The sequence below is a fragment of the Streptomyces sp. NPDC030165 genome, assembly GCF_055573595.1.
In genome coordinates, this window is sequence record NZ_JBVIBD010000008.1 from 285,675 (window position 1) to 302,909 (window position 17,235).

Consider the following 17,235-nt stretch of genomic DNA (forward strand, 5'->3'; position numbering starts at 1 on the left):
GCTACGAGACGCGGCCCGGGCCGTCACGCCTCCCGGGCGCCCTCGTACATCTCCTCCAGCAGGTCCTTGAAGGCCCGTTCCACCACCGGCCGCTTGACCTTGAGGCTGGGCGTCACCTCGCCGTGCTCGATGTCCAGGTCCCGGGGCAGCAGCCGGAACTTGCGGATCTGCTGCCAGCGCTGAAGCCCTTCGTTGACCCGCTCCACGTACCCCTCGATCAGCTCGCGGGTCTGCGCCGCGCCCACGACCTCGGCGTACGGCTGGCCCCGGAGGCCGTGCTCGGCGGCCCAGCCCATGATCGTCGGCTCGTCGAGGGCGATCAGCGCGGTGCAGAAGTTCCGGTTGGCGCCGTGCACCAGCACGTTGGAGACGAACGGGCAGACCGCCTTGAACTGCCCCTCGACCTCGGCCGGCGCGATGTACTTGCCGCCGGAGGTCTTGATCAGGTCCTTCTTGCGGTCGGTGATGCGCAGATAACCGTCCGGGGACAGCTCGCCGATGTCGCCGGTGTGGAACCAGCCGTCCGACTCCAGCACCTCGGCCGTCTTCTCCGGCAGCCCGTGGTAGCCCTCCATGATGCCGGGGCCGCGCAGCAGCACCTCGCCGTCCTCGGCGATGCGCACCTCCGTGCCGGGCAGCGGCTTGCCGACCGTACCGGTGCGGTACGCCTCGCCGGGGTTGACGAAGCTGGCCGCGCTGGACTCGGTGAGCCCGTACCCCTCCAGAATGTGGATGCCGGCCCCGGCGAAGAAGTAACCGATCTCGGGGGCGAGCGCTGCGGAGCCGGAGACCGCGGCGCGCAGCCGGCCGCCGAACGCCTCGCGCAGCTTGGCGTACACCAGCACGTCGGCGATCTTGTGCTTGGCGCCGAGCGCGAAGGGGACGGAGGCGTTGCCGGTGCGGCGGAAGTTCTCCTGCGAGGCCTTGGCGTACTCCCGTGCCACGCCCGCCGCCCACTGGAAGATCTTGTACTTGGCGGCGCCGCCCTCCCGGGCCCGGGACACCACGCCGTTGTAGACCTTCTCGAAGATCCGCGGCACGGCCGCCATGTAGGTCGGCTGCACCACCGGCAGATTCTCGATGATCTTGTCGACCCGGCCGTCCACCGCGATGACGTGCCCGACGGAGATCTGCCCGGCGGTCAGCACCTTCCCGAAGACGTGCGCCAGCGGCAGCCAGAGGTACTGCACGTCGTCCTCGGTGACCAGACCGGTGGCCTGGATGGCCCGTGCCATGTACGACCAGCAGTCGTGCGGCAGCCGTACGCCCTTGGGGCGGCCGGTGGTGCCCGAGGTGTAGATCAGGGTCGCGAGCTGGTCCGCGCGCAACGCCGCGACCTGCTCCTTCACGCAGTCCGGGGACTTCTCCAGATGGGCGGCGCCACGCTTCTCCAGCTCGGCCAGGGAGAGCACCCAGTCCTCCGGATCGCCCTCGGCGGCCTGCGCGGCGGCCTCGTCGATGACGATGACGTGCGCGAGTTCCGGGAGTTCGGCGCGCTTCTCACGGGCCTTGGCAAGCTGTCCCGCGTCCTCGGCGATCAGTACGCGGCTGCCGGAGTCCGCGAGGATGAACGCCGTCTCGTCGGCGTTGGTGCTGGGGTAGACGGTCGTGGTGGCCGCACCGGAACACAGCACGCCGAGGTCGGCGAGGATCCACTCGACACGGGTACTGGCGGCGAGCGCCACCCGCTCCTCGGGCCGCACCCCGAGCGACATCAGCCCGGCGGACACCGCGTACACCCGCTGGGCGGCGTCGGCCCAGCTCAGCACCTTCCAGTCGTCGGGCCCCCGGCCCTCGGCGGACGGCACCGGGTAGCGGTACGCCTCGTGGTCGGGGGTGGCTGCGACACGCTCCAGGAAGAGGGTCGCCACGGAAGGTGGCCGGTTCTCGATCAGCGTCTGGGTGTCCGTCACGGCATCCTCCGGGGCCCGCTACGTTGCTGGTGACTCGCGAGTAACCTTCGAGCAGTGATCAGACTAGAGCGCGTTGCGCCATGGCGTAAGGGGCTGCGGCGGACTGGTTCAGGATGAGACCAGTGCGGTGGGTGTGGGGTACACCGGTCGGTCGGAGCGGGTGCGCAGAGGGTACGGCGGGCGGTCGGAGCGGGTGGGAGAGGGGGCTGCGGCGGGGGGGCTTCCCGGGAGCTTCGGGGGCTTCAGGAGGCTTCGGGCTGCCGGAAGGCTCGTGCGGATGCGGGCCCGTACGGGTCGTTCGGGGTGTTCGGGGTGTTCGGGACTTATATGCTATTCGGGACTTACGGGGCGGCGGCTACGGACGTGGCGTACACCGATCGTGGGGTACGGACGTCAGCCGATCGTGTGATGTGGATGTGCACCGCCGCCCGCGCGCCGGGCGGTCCGGCGGGACGGTACGGGGGCGTGGGCGGCAGGCGCGGGCAGCGGAGGGCAGGTCAGCGGCGGAGGGAAGCCGACTGGATGCCGATGCCCTCGGCGTTGGGCGCGTTCGAACTGGCCGAGTCGCCGATCATGTGGCCGACCCGCTCGTCGCCCTTGATCGTGCCATGGAGCTTCTTCAGGCCGTCACCGACGGTGGTGACGGCCCGCTGCGCACCGCCGACCGTCCCGCTGACGCCGTTCTTGAACTTCTGTGCCCCCGACTCGTCGGCGACGGCGGGCGCGGCGACGCCCACGGACAGCGCGGCCCCGGCCAGCAGCGCGGCGGCCTTGGTGTACTTCATGCGTATCCCTTTCCGGCGCGGCCTCCTCGGCGGCACGGCACTCATGCCGCCCGGACGCCCCCTCGGCCGCCCGGAACGCCGCTGCCACCCACGACAACGGCGCCCGGCGCGTCCCGGAAACCACCTGACCACCGATTTCCCGGCCGACCGCCCGGATGCCGTACGGAACCGGACGTCCGGGCGGATGCCGCAGGGGACCGGCCGGCCGGGGTAGGGCGCCCGAAAAACACTTCGGCCCCCGGCCGGATCCGGCCGGGGGCTGAGCGGAGGCGCGGGGTCGTGCCGGGCCAGGGGCCCGGACCACCGCCTACCGGGCTACTTCTTGCTCTTGGAGTCGCCGTCGGAGTCGGAGGACAGCACGGCGATGAAGGCCTCCTGCGGGACCTCCACGCTGCCGACCATCTTCATCCGCTTCTTGCCTTCCTTCTGCTTCTCCAGCAGCTTCCGCTTACGGGAGATGTCACCGCCGTAGCACTTGGCGAGCACGTCCTTGCGGATGGCGCGGATCGTCTCGCGGGCGATCACCCGGCTGCCGATGGCGGCCTGGACCGGCACCTCGAAGCTCTGCCGCGGGATCAGCTCGCGCAGCTTGGAGACCAGCCGGACGCCGTACGCGTACGCCTTGTCCTTGTGGCAGATCGCGGAGAACGCGTCGACCTGGTCGCCGTGCAGCAGGATGTCGACCTTGACCAGGTCGGCGACCTGCTCGCCGGTGGGCTCGTAGTCCAGCGAGGCGTAGCCGCGGGTCTTGGACTTGAGCTGGTCGAAGAAGTCGAAGACGACCTCGGCGAGCGGGAGGGTGTAGCGGATCTCGACGCGGTCCTCGGAGAGGTAGTCCATGCCGAGCAGGCTGCCGCGGCGGTGCTGGCACAGCTCCATGATCGCGCCGATGAACTCGCTGGGCGCCAGGATCGTGGCCCGTACGACCGGCTCGTGCACCTCGGCGATCTTGCCGGTCGGGAACTCGCTCGGGTTGGTGACCTCGTGTTCCGTACCGTCCTCCATGTTCACGCGGTAGATCACGTTGGGGGCGGTGGCGATCAGGTCGAGGCCGAACTCGCGCTCCAGGCGCTCGCGGATGACCTCCAGGTGCAGCAGACCCAGGAAGCCGACGCGGAAGCCGAAGCCGAGGGCCGCGGAGGTCTCCGGCTCGTAGACCAGCGCGGCGTCGTTGAGCTGGAGCTTGTCCAGGGCGTCGCGCAGCTCCGGGTAGTCGGAGCCGTCGAGCGGGTACAGCCCGGAGAAGACCATCGGCTTCGGGTCCTTGTAGCCGCCCAGCGGCTCCTCGGCACCCTTGTTCAGCTGGGTGATGGTGTCGCCGACCTTGGACTGGCGGACATCCTTCACGCCGGTGATCAGGTAGCCGACCTCGCCCACGGACAGGCCGTCGGCGGCCTTCATCTCGGGCGAGTTCGTGCCGATCTCCAGCAGCTCGTGGGCCGCGCCGGTGGACATCATCCTGATCCGCTCGCGCTTGCCCAGCGTGCCGTCGACGACCTTCACGTACGTCACGACGCCGCGGTACGCGTCGTAGACCGAGTCGAAGATCATCGCGCGGGCGGGCGCGTCCTTGACGCCGACCGGGGCCGGCACGTCACGGACCACCTTGTCGAGCAGCTCGGCAACGCCCTCACCGGTCTTCGCGGAGACCTTCAGCACGTCCTCGGGCTCGCAGCCGACGAGGTTGGCCAGCTCCTTGGCGAACTTCTCGGGCTGCGCGGCCGGCAGGTCGATCTTGTTCAGCACCGGAATGATCTGGAGGTCGTGCTCCATCGCCAGGTACAGGTTGGCGAGGGTCTGCGCCTCGATGCCCTGGGCGGCGTCCACGAGGAGGATGCAGCCCTCGCACGCGGCGAGGGAGCGCGAGACCTCGTACGTGAAGTCCACGTGACCCGGGGTGTCGATCATGTTGAGGATGTGGGTCGCGCCACCGTCCTCGTCGGAGCGGGCCCAGGGCAGCCGGACCGCCTGAGACTTGATCGTGATGCCGCGCTCGCGCTCGATGTCCATGCGGTCGAGGTACTGCGCGCGCATCTGCCGCTGCTCGACGACGCCGGTCAGCTGGAGCATCCGGTCGGCGAGTGTGGACTTGCCGTGGTCGATGTGCGCGATGATGCAAAAGTTACGGAGGAGAGCCGGGTCGGTACGGCTCGGCTCCGGCACGTTCGTAGGGGTCGCGGGCACGCAGGGTCCATTCAGAGAACGCGGGTAGGCGGGACTCGGTTGTTTTTCGTCCCCCCATGGTCCCATGCGCGGCGGTCCTGGTCCGGTTTGGGAGGCCGAGGAGGCTGCTGGTAGCCTGGTCCACTGCGCTTTGTGCCCTCTCTCGTGCGAGGCGCAACTCGAAATTCCAACGAACCTGAAAAGGCTCTTTCGTGGCGAACATCAAGTCCCAGATGAAGCGGATCAAGACCAACGAGAAGGCTCGGCAGCGCAACAAGGCTGTGAAGTCCTCTCTGCGCACCGCGATCCGTCGCACCCGTGAGGCCGTGGAGGCCGGTGACCTGCAGAAGGCCGCCACCGCCCAGGCCGAGGCCGCCAAGAAGCTGGACAAGGCCGTCAGCAAGGGCGTCATCCACAAGAACGCCGCCGCCAACAAGAAGTCGGCGCTGGCCAAGAAGGTCGCGGCCCTCAAGGCCTGACCTCTTCTTGACGCTTCACCTCTGCCGGTAAGGGCCCAGCGGCCCCTCTCTCCGCTCCTTCCGGTGCACCACCGCGCCGCACACGGCCAGCGTTCGCCACGCGGGTACGGCGCACACACAGCTTGAGACGACGGACCTCGCGGTCACCCTTCCCCAGGGTGCTGCGGGGTCCATTGTCGTGTGGGGTTCTTTGTCGCCGGAGGGCCGGCCTGGGGTGGGGGGGGAGAGGCGGAGGGGCCCGGGGGGACGGGGATGGCGCGGGGGTGGGGTCGGGGTCGGGCTTGGGCCGCTGTCGGGGTGGTTGTGGTCCCGGTCACTGATACGGCCCGGGGGACTGTTCCGTTCCGCTACGCTGCCGCGCATGTCGAATCCGGGGGATCAGCACCATCCCTACGCGCAGCCGCAACCACCCACTTCAGGTCAAGGGCCCTCTCCCCTGCCGTCCCAGCCGGGACCGGGGCCGGGGACAGTTCCGGGGCCGGGGACAGGGCCGGGATCGGGAGCGGGTCCAGGGATGGGAGCGGGTCCAGGGATGGGAGCGGGTCCAGGGATGGGGGCGGGTCCGGGGCTGGGGGCAGGGCCGGGGCCGTACGGGCCCGGGATGCCGCAGCACGGCCCGTACGCTCCGGGGCCCGGCGCGGGTGGCGGCGGCGCGGGTGGTGGCGGTGCGGGCGGCGCCGGCGGGGGTGCGCAGCACTGGCTGTGGGCGCTCGGCGGGGCGGTCGCCGCGTCGGCGATGGGCGGTGCGATCCTCTTCGCCGCCGGCGCCTTCGGGGACGCGCAGCCCGACCCCGACCTGGCGGGCTACTCGTACACGTCCGACCTGTGCAACGCGACCTCGTTCACGCCGTTCGAGAGCGCGAACTACAAGATCAAACCGGCCGGGAGCTCCTCGCCGTCGGGTTCCCCCGGCAGCCATGCGCAGAATCCGCAGTACAGCGGCGTCCAGCAGGGTGCGATGGACTCGATGTGGTGCAACGCCGAGCTGAAGCCGTCCGGCGCGGGCAGCGGCGACTACTCCTCGACCTGGGTCTACAGCAGCGCCACCCTGCACAAGAAGACCGACCCGACGGCCGAGTTCGCCGACAGCTACCGCGCGTACGAGAGCCAGCGCAGCTCGATCTCGTACCAGGTCACCTCGGTACCGGGCATCGGTGACGAGGCGTACCTGGTCAGCCGGTCCGACGACAGCAACGGCGGGTACGTGCTCCTCGGCGTCCGCGACGGCTGGGCGACGTACCAGATCACGTGGTCCAGCTACACCTCCCGCAGCGGCTCGGCCAAGCCACCGACGACCGAGCAGGTCACGGGGATGCTGAAGACGAGCGCCGCAGAGACGCTCCGGAAACTGGGGGGCTGAGCGGGTACGGGGGCATACCGCCAGGTACGGGGGCGGGATGCGGCCGGGTACGGCGGTGGGCGACGGAGCCGGTTGGACGGGGCCGGGCCGGGGGCCGGGCCACCCGAACGGTCAGAAGCCGGGCCAACCGTACGGTCAGGGACCAGGCCGTACCGCCCGTGCGGCCAGGGGCCGGATCGCCCCGCTGTGCGGCAAGGGACCAGATCCGCCCGCCCGTACGGTCAGGGACCGGCCAGGCCCCGCCCGTACGGTCAGGGACCGGCCAGGCCCCGCCCGTACGGCCAGGGGCCGGTCGGCCCGTACGGTCAGCGGGAGCGGGCCGCGCGGGCGATGGTGACGACGGCCTTCTCCAGTGCGTACTCGGGGTCGTCGCCGCCGCCCTTGACGCCGGCGTCGGCCTCGGCCACCGCGCGCAGCGCCGTCGCGACGCCGTCCGCCGACCAGCCGCGCATCTGCTGCCGGACCCGGTCGATCTTCCAGGGCGGCATACCCAGCTCGCGGGCGAGGTCGCCGGGGCGGGCGCCGCGCGGGGCGGAGGCCAGCTTGCCGATGGCACGGACGCCCTGGGCGAGCGCGCTGGTGATCATGACGGGGGCGACGCCCGTCGACATGGCCCAGCGCAGCGCCTCCAGGGCCTCGGCGGCCCGGCCCTCCACGGCCCGGTCCGCGACGGTGAAGCTGGACGTCTCGGCACGGCCGCGGTAGTAGCGGGCCACGATCGCGTCGTCGATGGTGCCCTCGATGTCGGCGACCAGCTGCGAACAGGCCGAGGCCAGCTCGCGCAGGTCGCTGCCGATCGCGTCCACCAGCGCCTGGCACGCCTCCGGGGTGGCGGACCGGCCCGCCGTACGGAACTCGCCGCGCACGAACGCGAGGCGGTCGGCGGGCTTGGTCATCTTGGCGCAGGCGACCTCCCGCGCACCGGCCTTGCGGGCGGCGTCCAGCAGGCCCTTGCCCTTCGCGCCGCCGGCGTGCAGCAGCACGAGGGTGATCTCCTCGGCCGGGGCGCCGAGGTACTTCTTGACGTCCTTGACCGAGTCGGCGGACAGGTCCTGGGAATTGCGGACCACCACGACCTTGCGCTCGGCGAACAGCGAGGGACTGGTCAGCTCGGCGAGCGTGCCGGGCTGGAGCTGGTCGGGCGTGAGGTCACGCACATCGGTGTCCGCGTCGGCGGCGCGGGCCGCCGCCACCACTTGCTGCACGGCGCGGTCCAGGAGCAGGTCCTCCTGGCCCACGGCGAGCGTGAGCGGGGCGAGCGGGTCGTCGTTTGCTGCTTTCCTGGCCATCGCGCTCCAGCATCCCACGCCCCACTGACAGCGGCGTTCGGTCCCCGCCCCACTGCTGCCGGACAATGGCCGGGTGAGCGATGTACGACATGTTCTGGTGCTGCCCGACCGCGACTCCGCCGAGGAGGTCGCCGAAGCGCTGGCCGAGCGCTTCGGAGTGACGGAGGAACCCCAGCTCGTCCGGGACGCCCTGGCGGGCGAGGACGACGCCGAGGACGCCCAGTGGCTGGTGGTCGTCGAAGACCCCACGGGAATCCACGACCCGGCGAAGCTGGACGCCCTGGCGGACGAGTACGAGGGCTGGCTGGAGGCCGAGTAGCGGCGCCGTATCGTCAGCCACCGGCCGGGCGGGAACGCACCAACAGCGGCCGGCCGGACCGGTACGCGCCGTCAGTGGCCGGCCCGGCGGGCACGCGCCGTCAGCCGCGCAGTTCCGGTATCCGGTCCAGCGTGATGCCGAAGTGGGCGCGGTAGGCGGGCAGCACCTCGTCCTCGGTCAGTTCGCGCTCCTCCCGACCGCCTTCGGCGTCCGTGATCACGAGCGTACGGCCGGAGAGCGTGACGCGGCCGGTCTCCGTCAGCCGGGAGCAGACCAGCGACCGGGTGAACGGCGAATCCGGCGAGGTGCGGTGGTACCAGGAGCCCGCCACGAAGTCGGCCAGGGCGCGCGGCCGCTGTTCCAGCCGGTACTGGGGCACGCCCTCCCGCAGGACGTCCAGGTCGCCGTCGGCGGTCTCCTCGATGCGGAACACCCCTGCGGGGTCGGGCTGTTCGTCGCGGCTGCCCAGGCGCAGCGGATACCGGCTGTTCCTGCCGAAGCCGACGTCGGCCAGCCAGGGCCCGCCGTGCCCGTCGCCGGTGTGGACGCGCAGCGCGAGGTGGTCGTACGGGATGCCGGGGCCCTCGGGGCCGAGGACGCGGGCGGCGAGGAGTTCGACGCGGTACCCGAGGGCGCGAAGCAGGGCGGCGAAGGCACCGTTGAGCTCGTAGCAGAAGCCGCCGCGCGAGGCGACGACGATCTTGTCCACCAGCGTCTTGTACTCCAGGGCCACGTCCTCGGCGAGGTGGACGGAGAGGTTCTCGAAGGGGACGGCGCGCAGGTGCCGCAGATGCAGTTCGTGCAGCGCCTCGACGTCAGGTGCGGCCGGGCGGGTGGCGCCGATGCGCCGGAGGTAGGCGTCGGTGCGTGCCTGGTCGAGCGGCTCGGCGCGCATCCGTTCGGCCTCCGAGGGGCGGGCAGCGGGCGCTTCGCCGGTCGCCTGCGGGGCCTGCGGGGCCTGCGGTGTCGGGGACGCCTGCGGGGCCGGCCGGGAGGCGGACCGCTGCGGGGAATCCATCAGGTACTCGTCCTCTCGGTCGCGAACCAGCGGCGGGTGCGCTCCGCCGCCGGTCCCGGGACGCCGGCCAGGAGGTCGGCGACGGTCTGCTTGGCGAGCTCGCGGCGCCAGGCCAGCTCCGCCCTGCGCATCGCGGTGGAGATACCGCAGGGGCGGCGGAAATCCCGGTCGGGGGCTTCGGAGCCGGAGCCCTGGCGGCGGATCTCGGTGCACCGGAAGACGTCGTCGGTGCCCTCGATGGCGGCGACGACGTCCATCAGGGAGATCCGCTCGGGCGGCCGGGCCAGCCGGAAGCCGCCGCGGGCGCCGGGGGTCGAGGTCAGGATGCCCGCGCGGGTCAGGGCCTGGAGGCGCTTGTTCAGGTAGGCCGGGGGCAGTGCGAACGAGGCGGCCAGCCGGGCTGTCGACACGGGCCGCTCGTCGCCGAGCGAGGCCAGGGTCACACAGCAGTGCAGGGCCCATTCGACGCCCTCGCTCATCCTCATATTTCTGGAGTTTACAGGTCCTGATTACGGGGGTGGCCGGGTTCGGCGGGGCCGCTGCCGCCGCCGGTCGCGCGGACGGCGGATGAACCTCTGGTGACGGGATGCCGAAGCCGTCCCGGGCAGTCTCCCCGCTGCATTCCGCCGTCCGATCAGCTGTGCGAGGTAGTCGTGACCCTGCCGGACACCGAGACGCTCCTCGCCGTGGCCGGGCTCGTCGCCACGGCCGTGCTCTGGGCCGTCGAGCGGTACCTGCCGGGCCGCAAGCGCATCGGCTACCGCGTCCAGATGGACACCGCGATCGGCATGAACCCGCGGGACGCCCACAGCCTGGTGCAACTGCGACTGCTCAGACAGGACCAGGAGATCACCGACGCCAGCCTGGCGCTGCTGCGGTTCGAGAACGACGGCGGCAAGGACATCGTGCGGCAGGACTACCAAGAGCCGCTGACGGTCGAGTTCACCGGGCGCACGGTCATCGGGGTGGAGGTGCCGGACGCCAACCCGCCCGACCTGGTGGGGATGCTGACCCGTAACGGCGGCGGTCTGCGGCACAGCGGCGGCCGTCTCGTCGTACCCAAGGTGCCGTTGAACAAGCGCAACCACTTCAAGCTGCTGGTCCTGCTGTCGGCACGCGAAGAGGGCGGGGAGAGCCGCAGCCGTGACGAGGGCGCGGACGGCGGGCGGCAGGGCGAGGCCGTCGTCGGCGGGTTCCTCAGCGGCGGGCGGATCCGGCGCAACACACAGCGCTGGGGACCACGCAAACCGAGCCTCGCCCTGGGCGGTGTCCGCATCATCCTGATCGGTCTGCTGGGCGGACTGCTGCTCAACAGCCCCACGGTGGTGGCGAGCGCGGAGTGCACGACCGGACGACTGACCGTCGACGGGTCCAGCGCCTTCGCGCCGCCGATGCGGGAGATCGCCCGGCAGTACGCGGCACGCTGCCGGGGCGCCGAGATCGAGGTGGCGGAGAGCGGCAGCCTGTCCGGGCTGGCGCGGCTGAACCGTGCGGGCAGATCCGCGCCGGCCGGTGGACCGGCGTTCCTGGTCGCGTCGGACGTCGCCGCGCCGTCCATCTACCGGAAACTGGAAGGCCGGCGCGTCGGGATCGTCCTGCTCGGCGTGGTCGTCAACGACCGGACCGGTGTCGACAACCTCACTTCGGAGCAGCTGCGCGGCGTCTACGACGGCCGGTACACCAGTTGGAAGCAGCTCGGCGGCAGCGACCTGCCGGTCCGCATCGTCGGCCGGGACGCGGCCTCCGGCACCCACCGGGCGTTCGAGACGTCCGTGCTGCGCGGTTCGGAGCCGGGCACGGTGTCGTCGTACGACTGCAGCGGCAAGGACCGTGACGCGACGGCCCGCGTCACACGCTGCGAGGTGAACAGCACCAACGGCCTGCTGGACGAGGTCGGCCGCGTGCCGGGCGCGATCGGTTACGCGGAGGTGTACGCGGCGGCCAGGCACCCGCGGGTGACCGGCGTCCGGCTGAACGGGCGTGAGCCCGACATCGAGTGGGGTGGGCAACGTACCTATCCCTTCTGGACGGTGGAGTACCTCTACACGTACGGGCGGCCCGACGACGGCTCGCTCGCCGCGAAGTTCCGGGCGTTCATGGACTCCGACACGGCGAAGAACATCCTGCGCAAGTACCAGCACGTGCCCTGCGCCGACCAGGCGAGGGTGCCCGGATCCGCCTGCCGCCCCTGACGGTGGTGGTCAGCCGGTCCCGGCCCCCCAGCACCGCGATGGCGCCGTCGGTGTCCGTACGCAGCACCCGGGCCCCCTGGGAACGCAGCGTCTGCACGGTGCGCGGCGCCGGATGGCCGTACGGGTTGCCGGCGCCGCAGCTGATCAGGGCGACGCGCGGCGCCAGGCGGCGTATCAGCTGCGGGTCCTGGTACGCGGAACCGTGGTGCGCGACCTTGAGCACATCCACGGCGGACAGGTCGGGGCGCGCGGACAACAGGGCCTGCTGTGAGACCGGTTCGAGATCGCCGAGAAGCAGTAACGACAGGCCGGAGGTGCGCAGCAGCAGTGTGACGCTGGCGTCGTTGGGGCCTTCGACGGCGCGCGAGGAGGGTGCGGAGAAGGGGGGTCCCGGGTCGGCGGCCGGCGGCCACAGGACCTGCCAGCTGAGCGGGCCGAAGCTGCGCTGCTCCCCCGGCGTGGAACCGGTCACCGGTACGCCTGCGGCCGCTGCCGTGCGGTGTACGAAGGCGGCTTGGCCGGGCGGTTCGGGCAGGGTGGTGGTCTGGATGGCACCGACCGATCGCCCGCGCAGGACGCCGGGCAGCCCGCTGACGTGATCGGCGTGGAAATGGGTGAGAACGAGCAGCGGAATCCGGCGTACGCCCAGGTCGGTCAGGCAGCGGTCGATGGCGTCCGGATCCGGGCCGGCGTCCACGACCAGGGCGGTGTCCTCCCCCGCCGCGAGCACCAGGCCGTCGCCCTGCCCCACGTCACAGGCCACCGCACGCCAGCCCGGGGGCGGCCAGCCGGTGATGACGCGGGTGACCGGGACCGGGCGCAGGATCGCCACGAGCAGCGCCAGGACGCCGAGGACGCACAGCCACGGGCGGCGCAGCAATCGCCGCCCGAGGAGAACGAACACCACCGTCACGGCGGCCAGCAGCGCCGCCCCGGCCCACCCGCCCGGCCAGTCCAGCTCCGCGCCCGTCAGCCCCGCTCCCGTACGGGCGACACCGGCGACCCACTCGGTCGGCCAGCTCGCGCACCAGGCCAGCGCCTGGGCCAGGGGCGGGGCGAACGGCGCGGTGGCGAGCGCCGCGAACCCCAGGATCGTGGCCGGGGCGACCGCCAGCTCGGCCAGCAGGTTGCAGGGAACGGCGACAAGACCGACGCGGGCGGCGAGCACCACGATGACGGGCGCGCAGACCGCCTGCGCCGCGGCCGCGGCGGCGAGCACCTCGGCCAGGCGGGGCGGTACCCGGCGGCGTTGCAGGGCCGCGCTCCAGCGGGGCGAGAGGGTGAGCAGGGCGCCGGTGGCCAGTACGGACAGCAGGAAGCCGTAACTGCGGGCCAGCCAGGGGTCGTAGAGCACGAGTACCAGGACGGCGGCGGCGAGCGCGGGGACCAGGGAGCGTCGGCGTCCCGTCCCGATGGCGAGCAGGGTGATCAGGCCGCAGGCGGCGGCGCGCAGCACGCTGGGGTCGGGGCGGCAGACGATGACGAAGGCGAGGGCGATGGTGCCGCCGACGAGGGCGGTGGTGCGCAGCGAAAGGCCCAGCAGCGGTGCCAGGCCGCGGCGTTCGGCCCGTACGGCCAGGTGGGGCGGGCCGATGAGCAGGACGAGCAGGATGGTCAGGTTGCTGCCGGAGACGGCGAGCAGGTGGGTCAGGTCGGTGGTGCGGAAGGCGTCGTCGAGGTCGGGCGGGAGGCGCGCGGTGTCACCGACCACCAGGCCCGGCAGGAGGGCGCGGGCGTCGGGGCTCAGGCCGTCACTGGCCTCCCGGAGCCCGGCCCGCAGCTCACCGGCGAGACGCTGCAAGGCGTCGGGGGCGCCGACCGCCTGGGGCGCGGCCGCCGTGGTGACCCGTAGGGCGGCCGCGGCCCGGTCGGACGGCTGGAGGGGCGGTGCCGCGCGGGCCGCGACGCGGATGCGGGTCGAGGGCAGGAGGCGCTGCCACTCGGCGAGGCGCTTCGTGCGGTGCACGACGACCAGAACGGGGGTGCGGGTGGCGGTGACCGCACCGTCGGGCGCGGTGACGCGGAGCGCTTCCGCGGTGAACACGACGGCGGGAGGCGCTTGTCGGGCGCCGTGCACCCGTGGGCGGGTCAGCCGTGGATCGCCGGTCAGTTCCACCTCGGCCGTGACCGTGGCGTGCCGGCGTGCCAGCTCCGGGAGCGGGCCGCGTCGTACGTCCGCCGCGTGCAGGGCGGCGGACGCGGCACCGGCGACCGCGCCCAGCAGCACGGCGGCGAGGGCGACCGAGGCCCCGGTGGCCCGCCGTTCCGGCCGGCGGACCGCGACGACCACCGCGATCGCCGCCAGTACCACGGCCACGGCACAGACCCCCGCCACCGAGCCGCCGGACCATCCCAGGGCCAACGCGGCCGCTCCCCACGCGGCCAACGCCGGGCCCGCCAGGCGGAGATCGATGATCGGGTCCGGTTGTCGGGGGTCGGCGGCGCCATAGGGGGAGCTTGCTGTCGCGTGGACGGCGGAACGGTCTGTGGTGGCGTCGGGGGCCGTGTGGGGCGGCGGGTGAGGGGTGCCGGCATCGGTGGGGTGGGACGGTGCGGGCGGGGTGGTGGGGGCCGGGGTCATGGCTGGACCAGGGGGCGCAGGTCGGCGAAGCGGCGGTCGCCGATGCCGTTGACTTCGCGGAGCTGTTCCACGGAGGTGAAGCCGCCGTGCGCGGTGCGGTACTCGATGATGTGCCGGGCCAGGACCGGGCCGACGCCGGGCAGGCTGTCGAGCTGTTCCGCGGTGGCGGAGTTCAGGCTGACGGGAGCGGCGCCGGCGCCCGTACCGCCGGGAGACCCGGTGCTCCCGGAGGCCGCGCCGCCGGTCCCCGCCCCGGAGGCCGCTCCCGACCCGGCTCCCGCGGCCGCTCCGGGGCCCGCGCCCGCCTGCTGCCCTGCCGCGCCCGGTGCCGGCCCGGGGACGTCCACGGCGATCTGTTCACCGTCGACCAGCAGCCGGGCCCGGTTCAGCCCCCGGGTGTTGGCGCCGTCCAGCACACCGCCCGCCGCTCGCAGCACGTCGGCGACCCGGGCCCCCTGCGGCAGCCGGTGGATGCCGGGATGGTGCACCTTCCCGACCACGTCGACCACGAGCACCCGTCCCGCGGCAGTCGGTGCCACCCCCACAGGTGGCGGCGCCGCCTGCTGCGGTGCCGGGGCCGGGGTCGGCAGCGCCGTGGCCCGGGCGGCGACCGGTGCGCGTACGGGTTCGGGCTGGGACATCCAGAAGTGGTGGACCGCGAAGGCCACCGCCACCAGGAACACCACGGCCAGGGCCGCCAGCGCCCTCGGATCGATCGCGCACCTCGACTGCACCCACAGCGGCAGCCGCTCCCGCACGGCGAGGCGTAAACGGGCGGCAGGGTCGGCGCGGGCGTCTTCGGTGGCCGGTGGGCTGCCTCCCGGTTCCGCCGGGCCCGCTCGCCGGTCCGGTTCGGGCGAGCCCCGGAACAGGCCCTCGGCCCGCGTACGGACCGCCGCGGCTGCCTCCGCCTGCCGGGCGGCCCGCCCCCGCACCGCGCCACGTACGGCGTTTTGGCGGGACGGAGGGTCGGAGGTGGACGGAGAGGGAGGGCCAGAGGTGCGGCCCGGGTCGAAGTCGGGGTCGAAGCCGGAGCCGGGGGCGAAGTCGGAGCCGGAGCTGGGGTCGGGGGCGGGGTCGAAGCCGGAGCGGAGATCGGGGTCGGGGGCGAGGTCGGTGCCAGGCCCCGGGCCGGTAGCGACCCCAGAAGGGATGGTTACGGAGAGTGATTGTCGCGTCATGTCCAACGACGTTAGACGCCTCGCGCCGATCCCGCTGCGAGCCGTCAAATGCCGTGGACAACCGGCCAGTTGTGGATAACCCCGTCACCTGAAGGAGGGCATCCGCGCTAACGCGGCGAGACCACGGCCCCCAGCAGCCCCGGCCCCGTATGCGCCCCGATCACCGCGCCCACTTCGCTCACGTGCAGCTCGGCCAGCCCCGGCACCCGCTCGCGCAGCCGTTCCGCCAGCGCTTCCGCCCGTTCGGCCGCCGCGAGGTGGTGCACGGCGATGTCCACCTGCGCCTCCCCGGCCCGCTCCACGGCGATCTCCTCCAGCCGGGCGATCGCCTTCGAAGCCGTACGGACCTTCTCCAGGAGGTCGATCCGGCCCTCGGCGAGCTGGAGCAGCGGCTTGACCGCGAGGGCGGAGCCGAGCAGCGCCTGCGCCGCCCCGATCCGGCCGCCCCGCCGCAGGTAGTCGAGGGTGTCGACGTAGAAGTAGGCGGATGTCTGCTCGGCACGCTTCTCGGCCGCGGCCACCGCCTCGTCCAGGCTGCCGCCGGACTCCGCCGCCTCGGCCGCCGCCAGGGCGCAGAAGCCGAGCGCCATGGCGACCATGCCGGTGTCCACGACCCGCACCGGTACGGGGGCCTCGCCGGCCGCCAGCACCGCCGCGTCGTAGGTGCCGGAGAACTCCGAGGACAGGTGCAGCGAAACGACGCTCTCGGCGCCTGCCTCGGCGATGTTCCGGTAGGTGGCCGCGAAGGTCTCGGGGCTCGGCCGCGAAGTCGTCACGTACTTGCGCTTCTGCAGGGCCTGGGCGACCGATCTCGCCGAGATCTCGGTGCCCTCCTCCAGTGCCTCGTCACCGAGGACGACGGTGAGCGGCACCGCCGTGATCCGGTGGCGCTGCAGTGCCGCCCGCGGCAGGTAGGCCGTTGAATCGGTGACGATCGCGACATGGCGGGACATGACTGGGAGGTTATCCGGGGATCCCGGCGCCCGACAGTGCGGGCCCTTTCATGATCCCTCAGGTTTGGCCAAGGGTTTGCCAAGAGACACCGGGCCGCGTGTCACGGGGCGATCACCACCGGCCCAACAGCGTGGGGACGCCCCGGAACGAGGCCCCCGGAATCAGGTCGTCCGCTCCGTTCGCGGTGCCTTCTGCCACGCGTACGAAGGCTGCGTACGCGGATCCCGGGCCGTGATGGCGGGCGTCTCGTCCTCGGCGGCGCCCCACGGCTTCCGCCCCGCACCCGCGGCGGAAGCCCCGGCCGCCCCGGCTCCCGGCCCACCGGCCTCGGACGCCTCGATGCGCTCCTCCAGCGGCTCCTTCGACCAGTGCCGCAGCGCCCCTGCCTCCATGTCGATCTGCTCACCGAGCGCGGCCAGGTCGTCGTCGGCGAACTGCCGGGCGCGGTCCCGGGCGGCCCACCGCAGCGACTCCGCGGAGTGGGTGATGCGCTCCAGGCGCTCGCGCAGCTCGGGCAGCCGGGCCGTGACGCTGGCCTTGTCGGGCTCCCGCTCCAGCCGCTTGAGCTCGTCGTCCAGTTCGTGGCCGTGGGCGCTGAGCCGCTCGAAGAGGCCCAGCGCCTCGGTCAGCGAGGCGTCCTGCTCGGCGCCGGTGTGCAGCGCCTCCTGGGTGGCCCGCATGGACGTACGCAGCGACAGCCGCAGCTGGGCCAGCTCGCCCGCCACGCCGGGCTGGGTGAGCTGACGGGCCCGGAGGGTGGTGTCCTCGACGGTCCTGCGCGCCTGGGCCACCCCGCGGTCCACCCCGCGCTTGGCCGCCTTGACGGCCTTGACCGTGACGAAGACGCCGGCCGCGACGAACAGCAGGAAGAGGAGCCCGACGATCGCGGCGACGGCTTCCATGGTTTCTCCTCGTCATGACAACGGCACGGTTGGCGGAGGCGCCGGTGGCCCGGCTCTTCCACCGTAAACGCCGCGGGCAGGTCGGGGGTTCCCTCCGAA

Annotated in this window: 14 protein-coding genes; 4 read left to right on the top strand and 10 right to left on the bottom strand. The window is 72.7% G+C overall.

Features of this window, described 5'->3' with window-relative positions:
- Positions 1 to 23 precede the first annotated feature (23 nt).
- The 3 genes from ACZ4Z1_RS17990 to lepA form a co-directional block, all read right to left on the bottom strand.
- A complete protein-coding gene (locus ACZ4Z1_RS17990) occupies positions 24 to 1,913 on the bottom strand; it encodes an AMP-dependent synthetase/ligase (RefSeq protein WP_468487556.1) in 1,890 nt (629 codons plus the stop codon).
- Between the two features lie 497 nt (positions 1,914 to 2,410).
- A complete protein-coding gene (locus ACZ4Z1_RS17995; protein WP_468487557.1) occupies positions 2,411 to 2,698 on the bottom strand; it encodes a hypothetical protein in 288 nt (95 codons plus the stop codon).
- A gap of 315 nt (positions 2,699 to 3,013) precedes the next feature.
- Positions 3,014 to 4,882: a translation elongation factor 4 gene (gene lepA, locus ACZ4Z1_RS18000; RefSeq protein WP_468487558.1), complete on the bottom strand. Its 1,869-nt coding sequence runs from the start codon at positions 4,880 to 4,882 to the stop codon at positions 3,014 to 3,016.
- A gap of 191 nt (positions 4,883 to 5,073) precedes the next feature.
- On the opposite strand from lepA, the gene rpsT reads away from it, so the two are divergent.
- Together rpsT and ACZ4Z1_RS18010 are read left to right on the top strand one after the other, a co-directional pair.
- Positions 5,074 to 5,340, top strand: coding sequence for a 30S ribosomal protein S20 (rpsT, locus tag ACZ4Z1_RS18005; protein ID WP_030023016.1), 267 nt, complete (start codon positions 5,074 to 5,076; stop codon positions 5,338 to 5,340).
- A 601-nt stretch (positions 5,341 to 5,941) separates the two neighbouring features.
- A complete protein-coding gene (locus ACZ4Z1_RS18010; RefSeq protein WP_468487559.1) occupies positions 5,942 to 6,700 on the top strand; it encodes a hypothetical protein in 759 nt (252 codons plus the stop codon).
- A 305-nt stretch (positions 6,701 to 7,005) separates the two neighbouring features.
- On the opposite strand, the gene holA is transcribed toward ACZ4Z1_RS18010, so the two are convergent.
- Positions 7,006 to 7,989, bottom strand: coding sequence for a DNA polymerase III subunit delta (holA, locus tag ACZ4Z1_RS18015; RefSeq protein WP_468487560.1), 984 nt, complete (start codon positions 7,987 to 7,989; stop codon positions 7,006 to 7,008).
- A gap of 73 nt (positions 7,990 to 8,062) precedes the next feature.
- Here holA and ACZ4Z1_RS18020 point away from each other — a divergent pair, with 73 nt between their 5' ends.
- Positions 8,063 to 8,308, top strand: coding sequence for a hypothetical protein (locus ACZ4Z1_RS18020; RefSeq protein WP_125056316.1), 246 nt, complete (start codon positions 8,063 to 8,065; stop codon positions 8,306 to 8,308).
- Between the two features lie 100 nt (positions 8,309 to 8,408).
- On the opposite strand, the gene ACZ4Z1_RS18025 is transcribed toward ACZ4Z1_RS18020, so the two are convergent.
- Positions 8,409 to 9,326, bottom strand: coding sequence for an arylamine N-acetyltransferase family protein (locus ACZ4Z1_RS18025; RefSeq protein WP_468487561.1), 918 nt, complete (start codon positions 9,324 to 9,326; stop codon positions 8,409 to 8,411).
- Positions 9,326 to 9,811 (bottom strand): RrF2 family transcriptional regulator, encoded by a 486-nt coding sequence (locus tag ACZ4Z1_RS18030; protein WP_468487562.1) that lies wholly within the window; start codon positions 9,809 to 9,811, stop codon positions 9,326 to 9,328. The genes ACZ4Z1_RS18025 and ACZ4Z1_RS18030 overlap by 1 nt, the downstream gene beginning before the upstream one ends.
- Before the next feature lie 168 nt (positions 9,812 to 9,979).
- On the opposite strand from ACZ4Z1_RS18030, the gene ACZ4Z1_RS18035 reads away from it, so the two are divergent.
- The gene (locus ACZ4Z1_RS18035) at positions 9,980 to 11,518 is read left to right on the top strand and encodes a PstS family phosphate ABC transporter substrate-binding protein (RefSeq protein ID WP_468487563.1); all 1,539 of its coding nucleotides are present in this window, start codon (positions 9,980 to 9,982) and stop codon (positions 11,516 to 11,518) included.
- Here the strand turns inward: ACZ4Z1_RS18035 and ACZ4Z1_RS18040 are convergent.
- From ACZ4Z1_RS18040 to ACZ4Z1_RS18055, 4 genes are all read right to left on the bottom strand, one after another.
- The gene (locus ACZ4Z1_RS18040; RefSeq protein WP_468487564.1) at positions 11,421 to 14,099 is read right to left on the bottom strand and encodes a ComEC/Rec2 family competence protein; all 2,679 of its coding nucleotides are present in this window, start codon (positions 14,097 to 14,099) and stop codon (positions 11,421 to 11,423) included. The genes ACZ4Z1_RS18035 and ACZ4Z1_RS18040 overlap by 98 nt on opposite strands.
- On the bottom strand, positions 14,096 to 15,280 hold the full coding sequence (locus tag ACZ4Z1_RS18045; protein WP_468487565.1) for a ComEA family DNA-binding protein: 1,185 nt from the start codon (positions 15,278 to 15,280) through the stop codon (positions 14,096 to 14,098). The genes ACZ4Z1_RS18040 and ACZ4Z1_RS18045 overlap by 4 nt, the downstream gene beginning before the upstream one ends.
- A gap of 107 nt (positions 15,281 to 15,387) precedes the next feature.
- A complete protein-coding gene (locus ACZ4Z1_RS18050) occupies positions 15,388 to 16,233 on the bottom strand; it encodes a DegV family protein (RefSeq protein WP_468487566.1) in 846 nt (281 codons plus the stop codon).
- A 162-nt stretch (positions 16,234 to 16,395) separates the two neighbouring features.
- Positions 16,396 to 17,136 carry a hypothetical protein gene (locus tag ACZ4Z1_RS18055; protein WP_468487567.1) on the bottom strand — a complete coding sequence of 247 codons (741 nt, stop codon included), beginning with the start codon at positions 17,134 to 17,136 and terminating at the stop codon, positions 16,396 to 16,398.
- Positions 17,137 to 17,235: the final 99 nt, after the last annotated feature.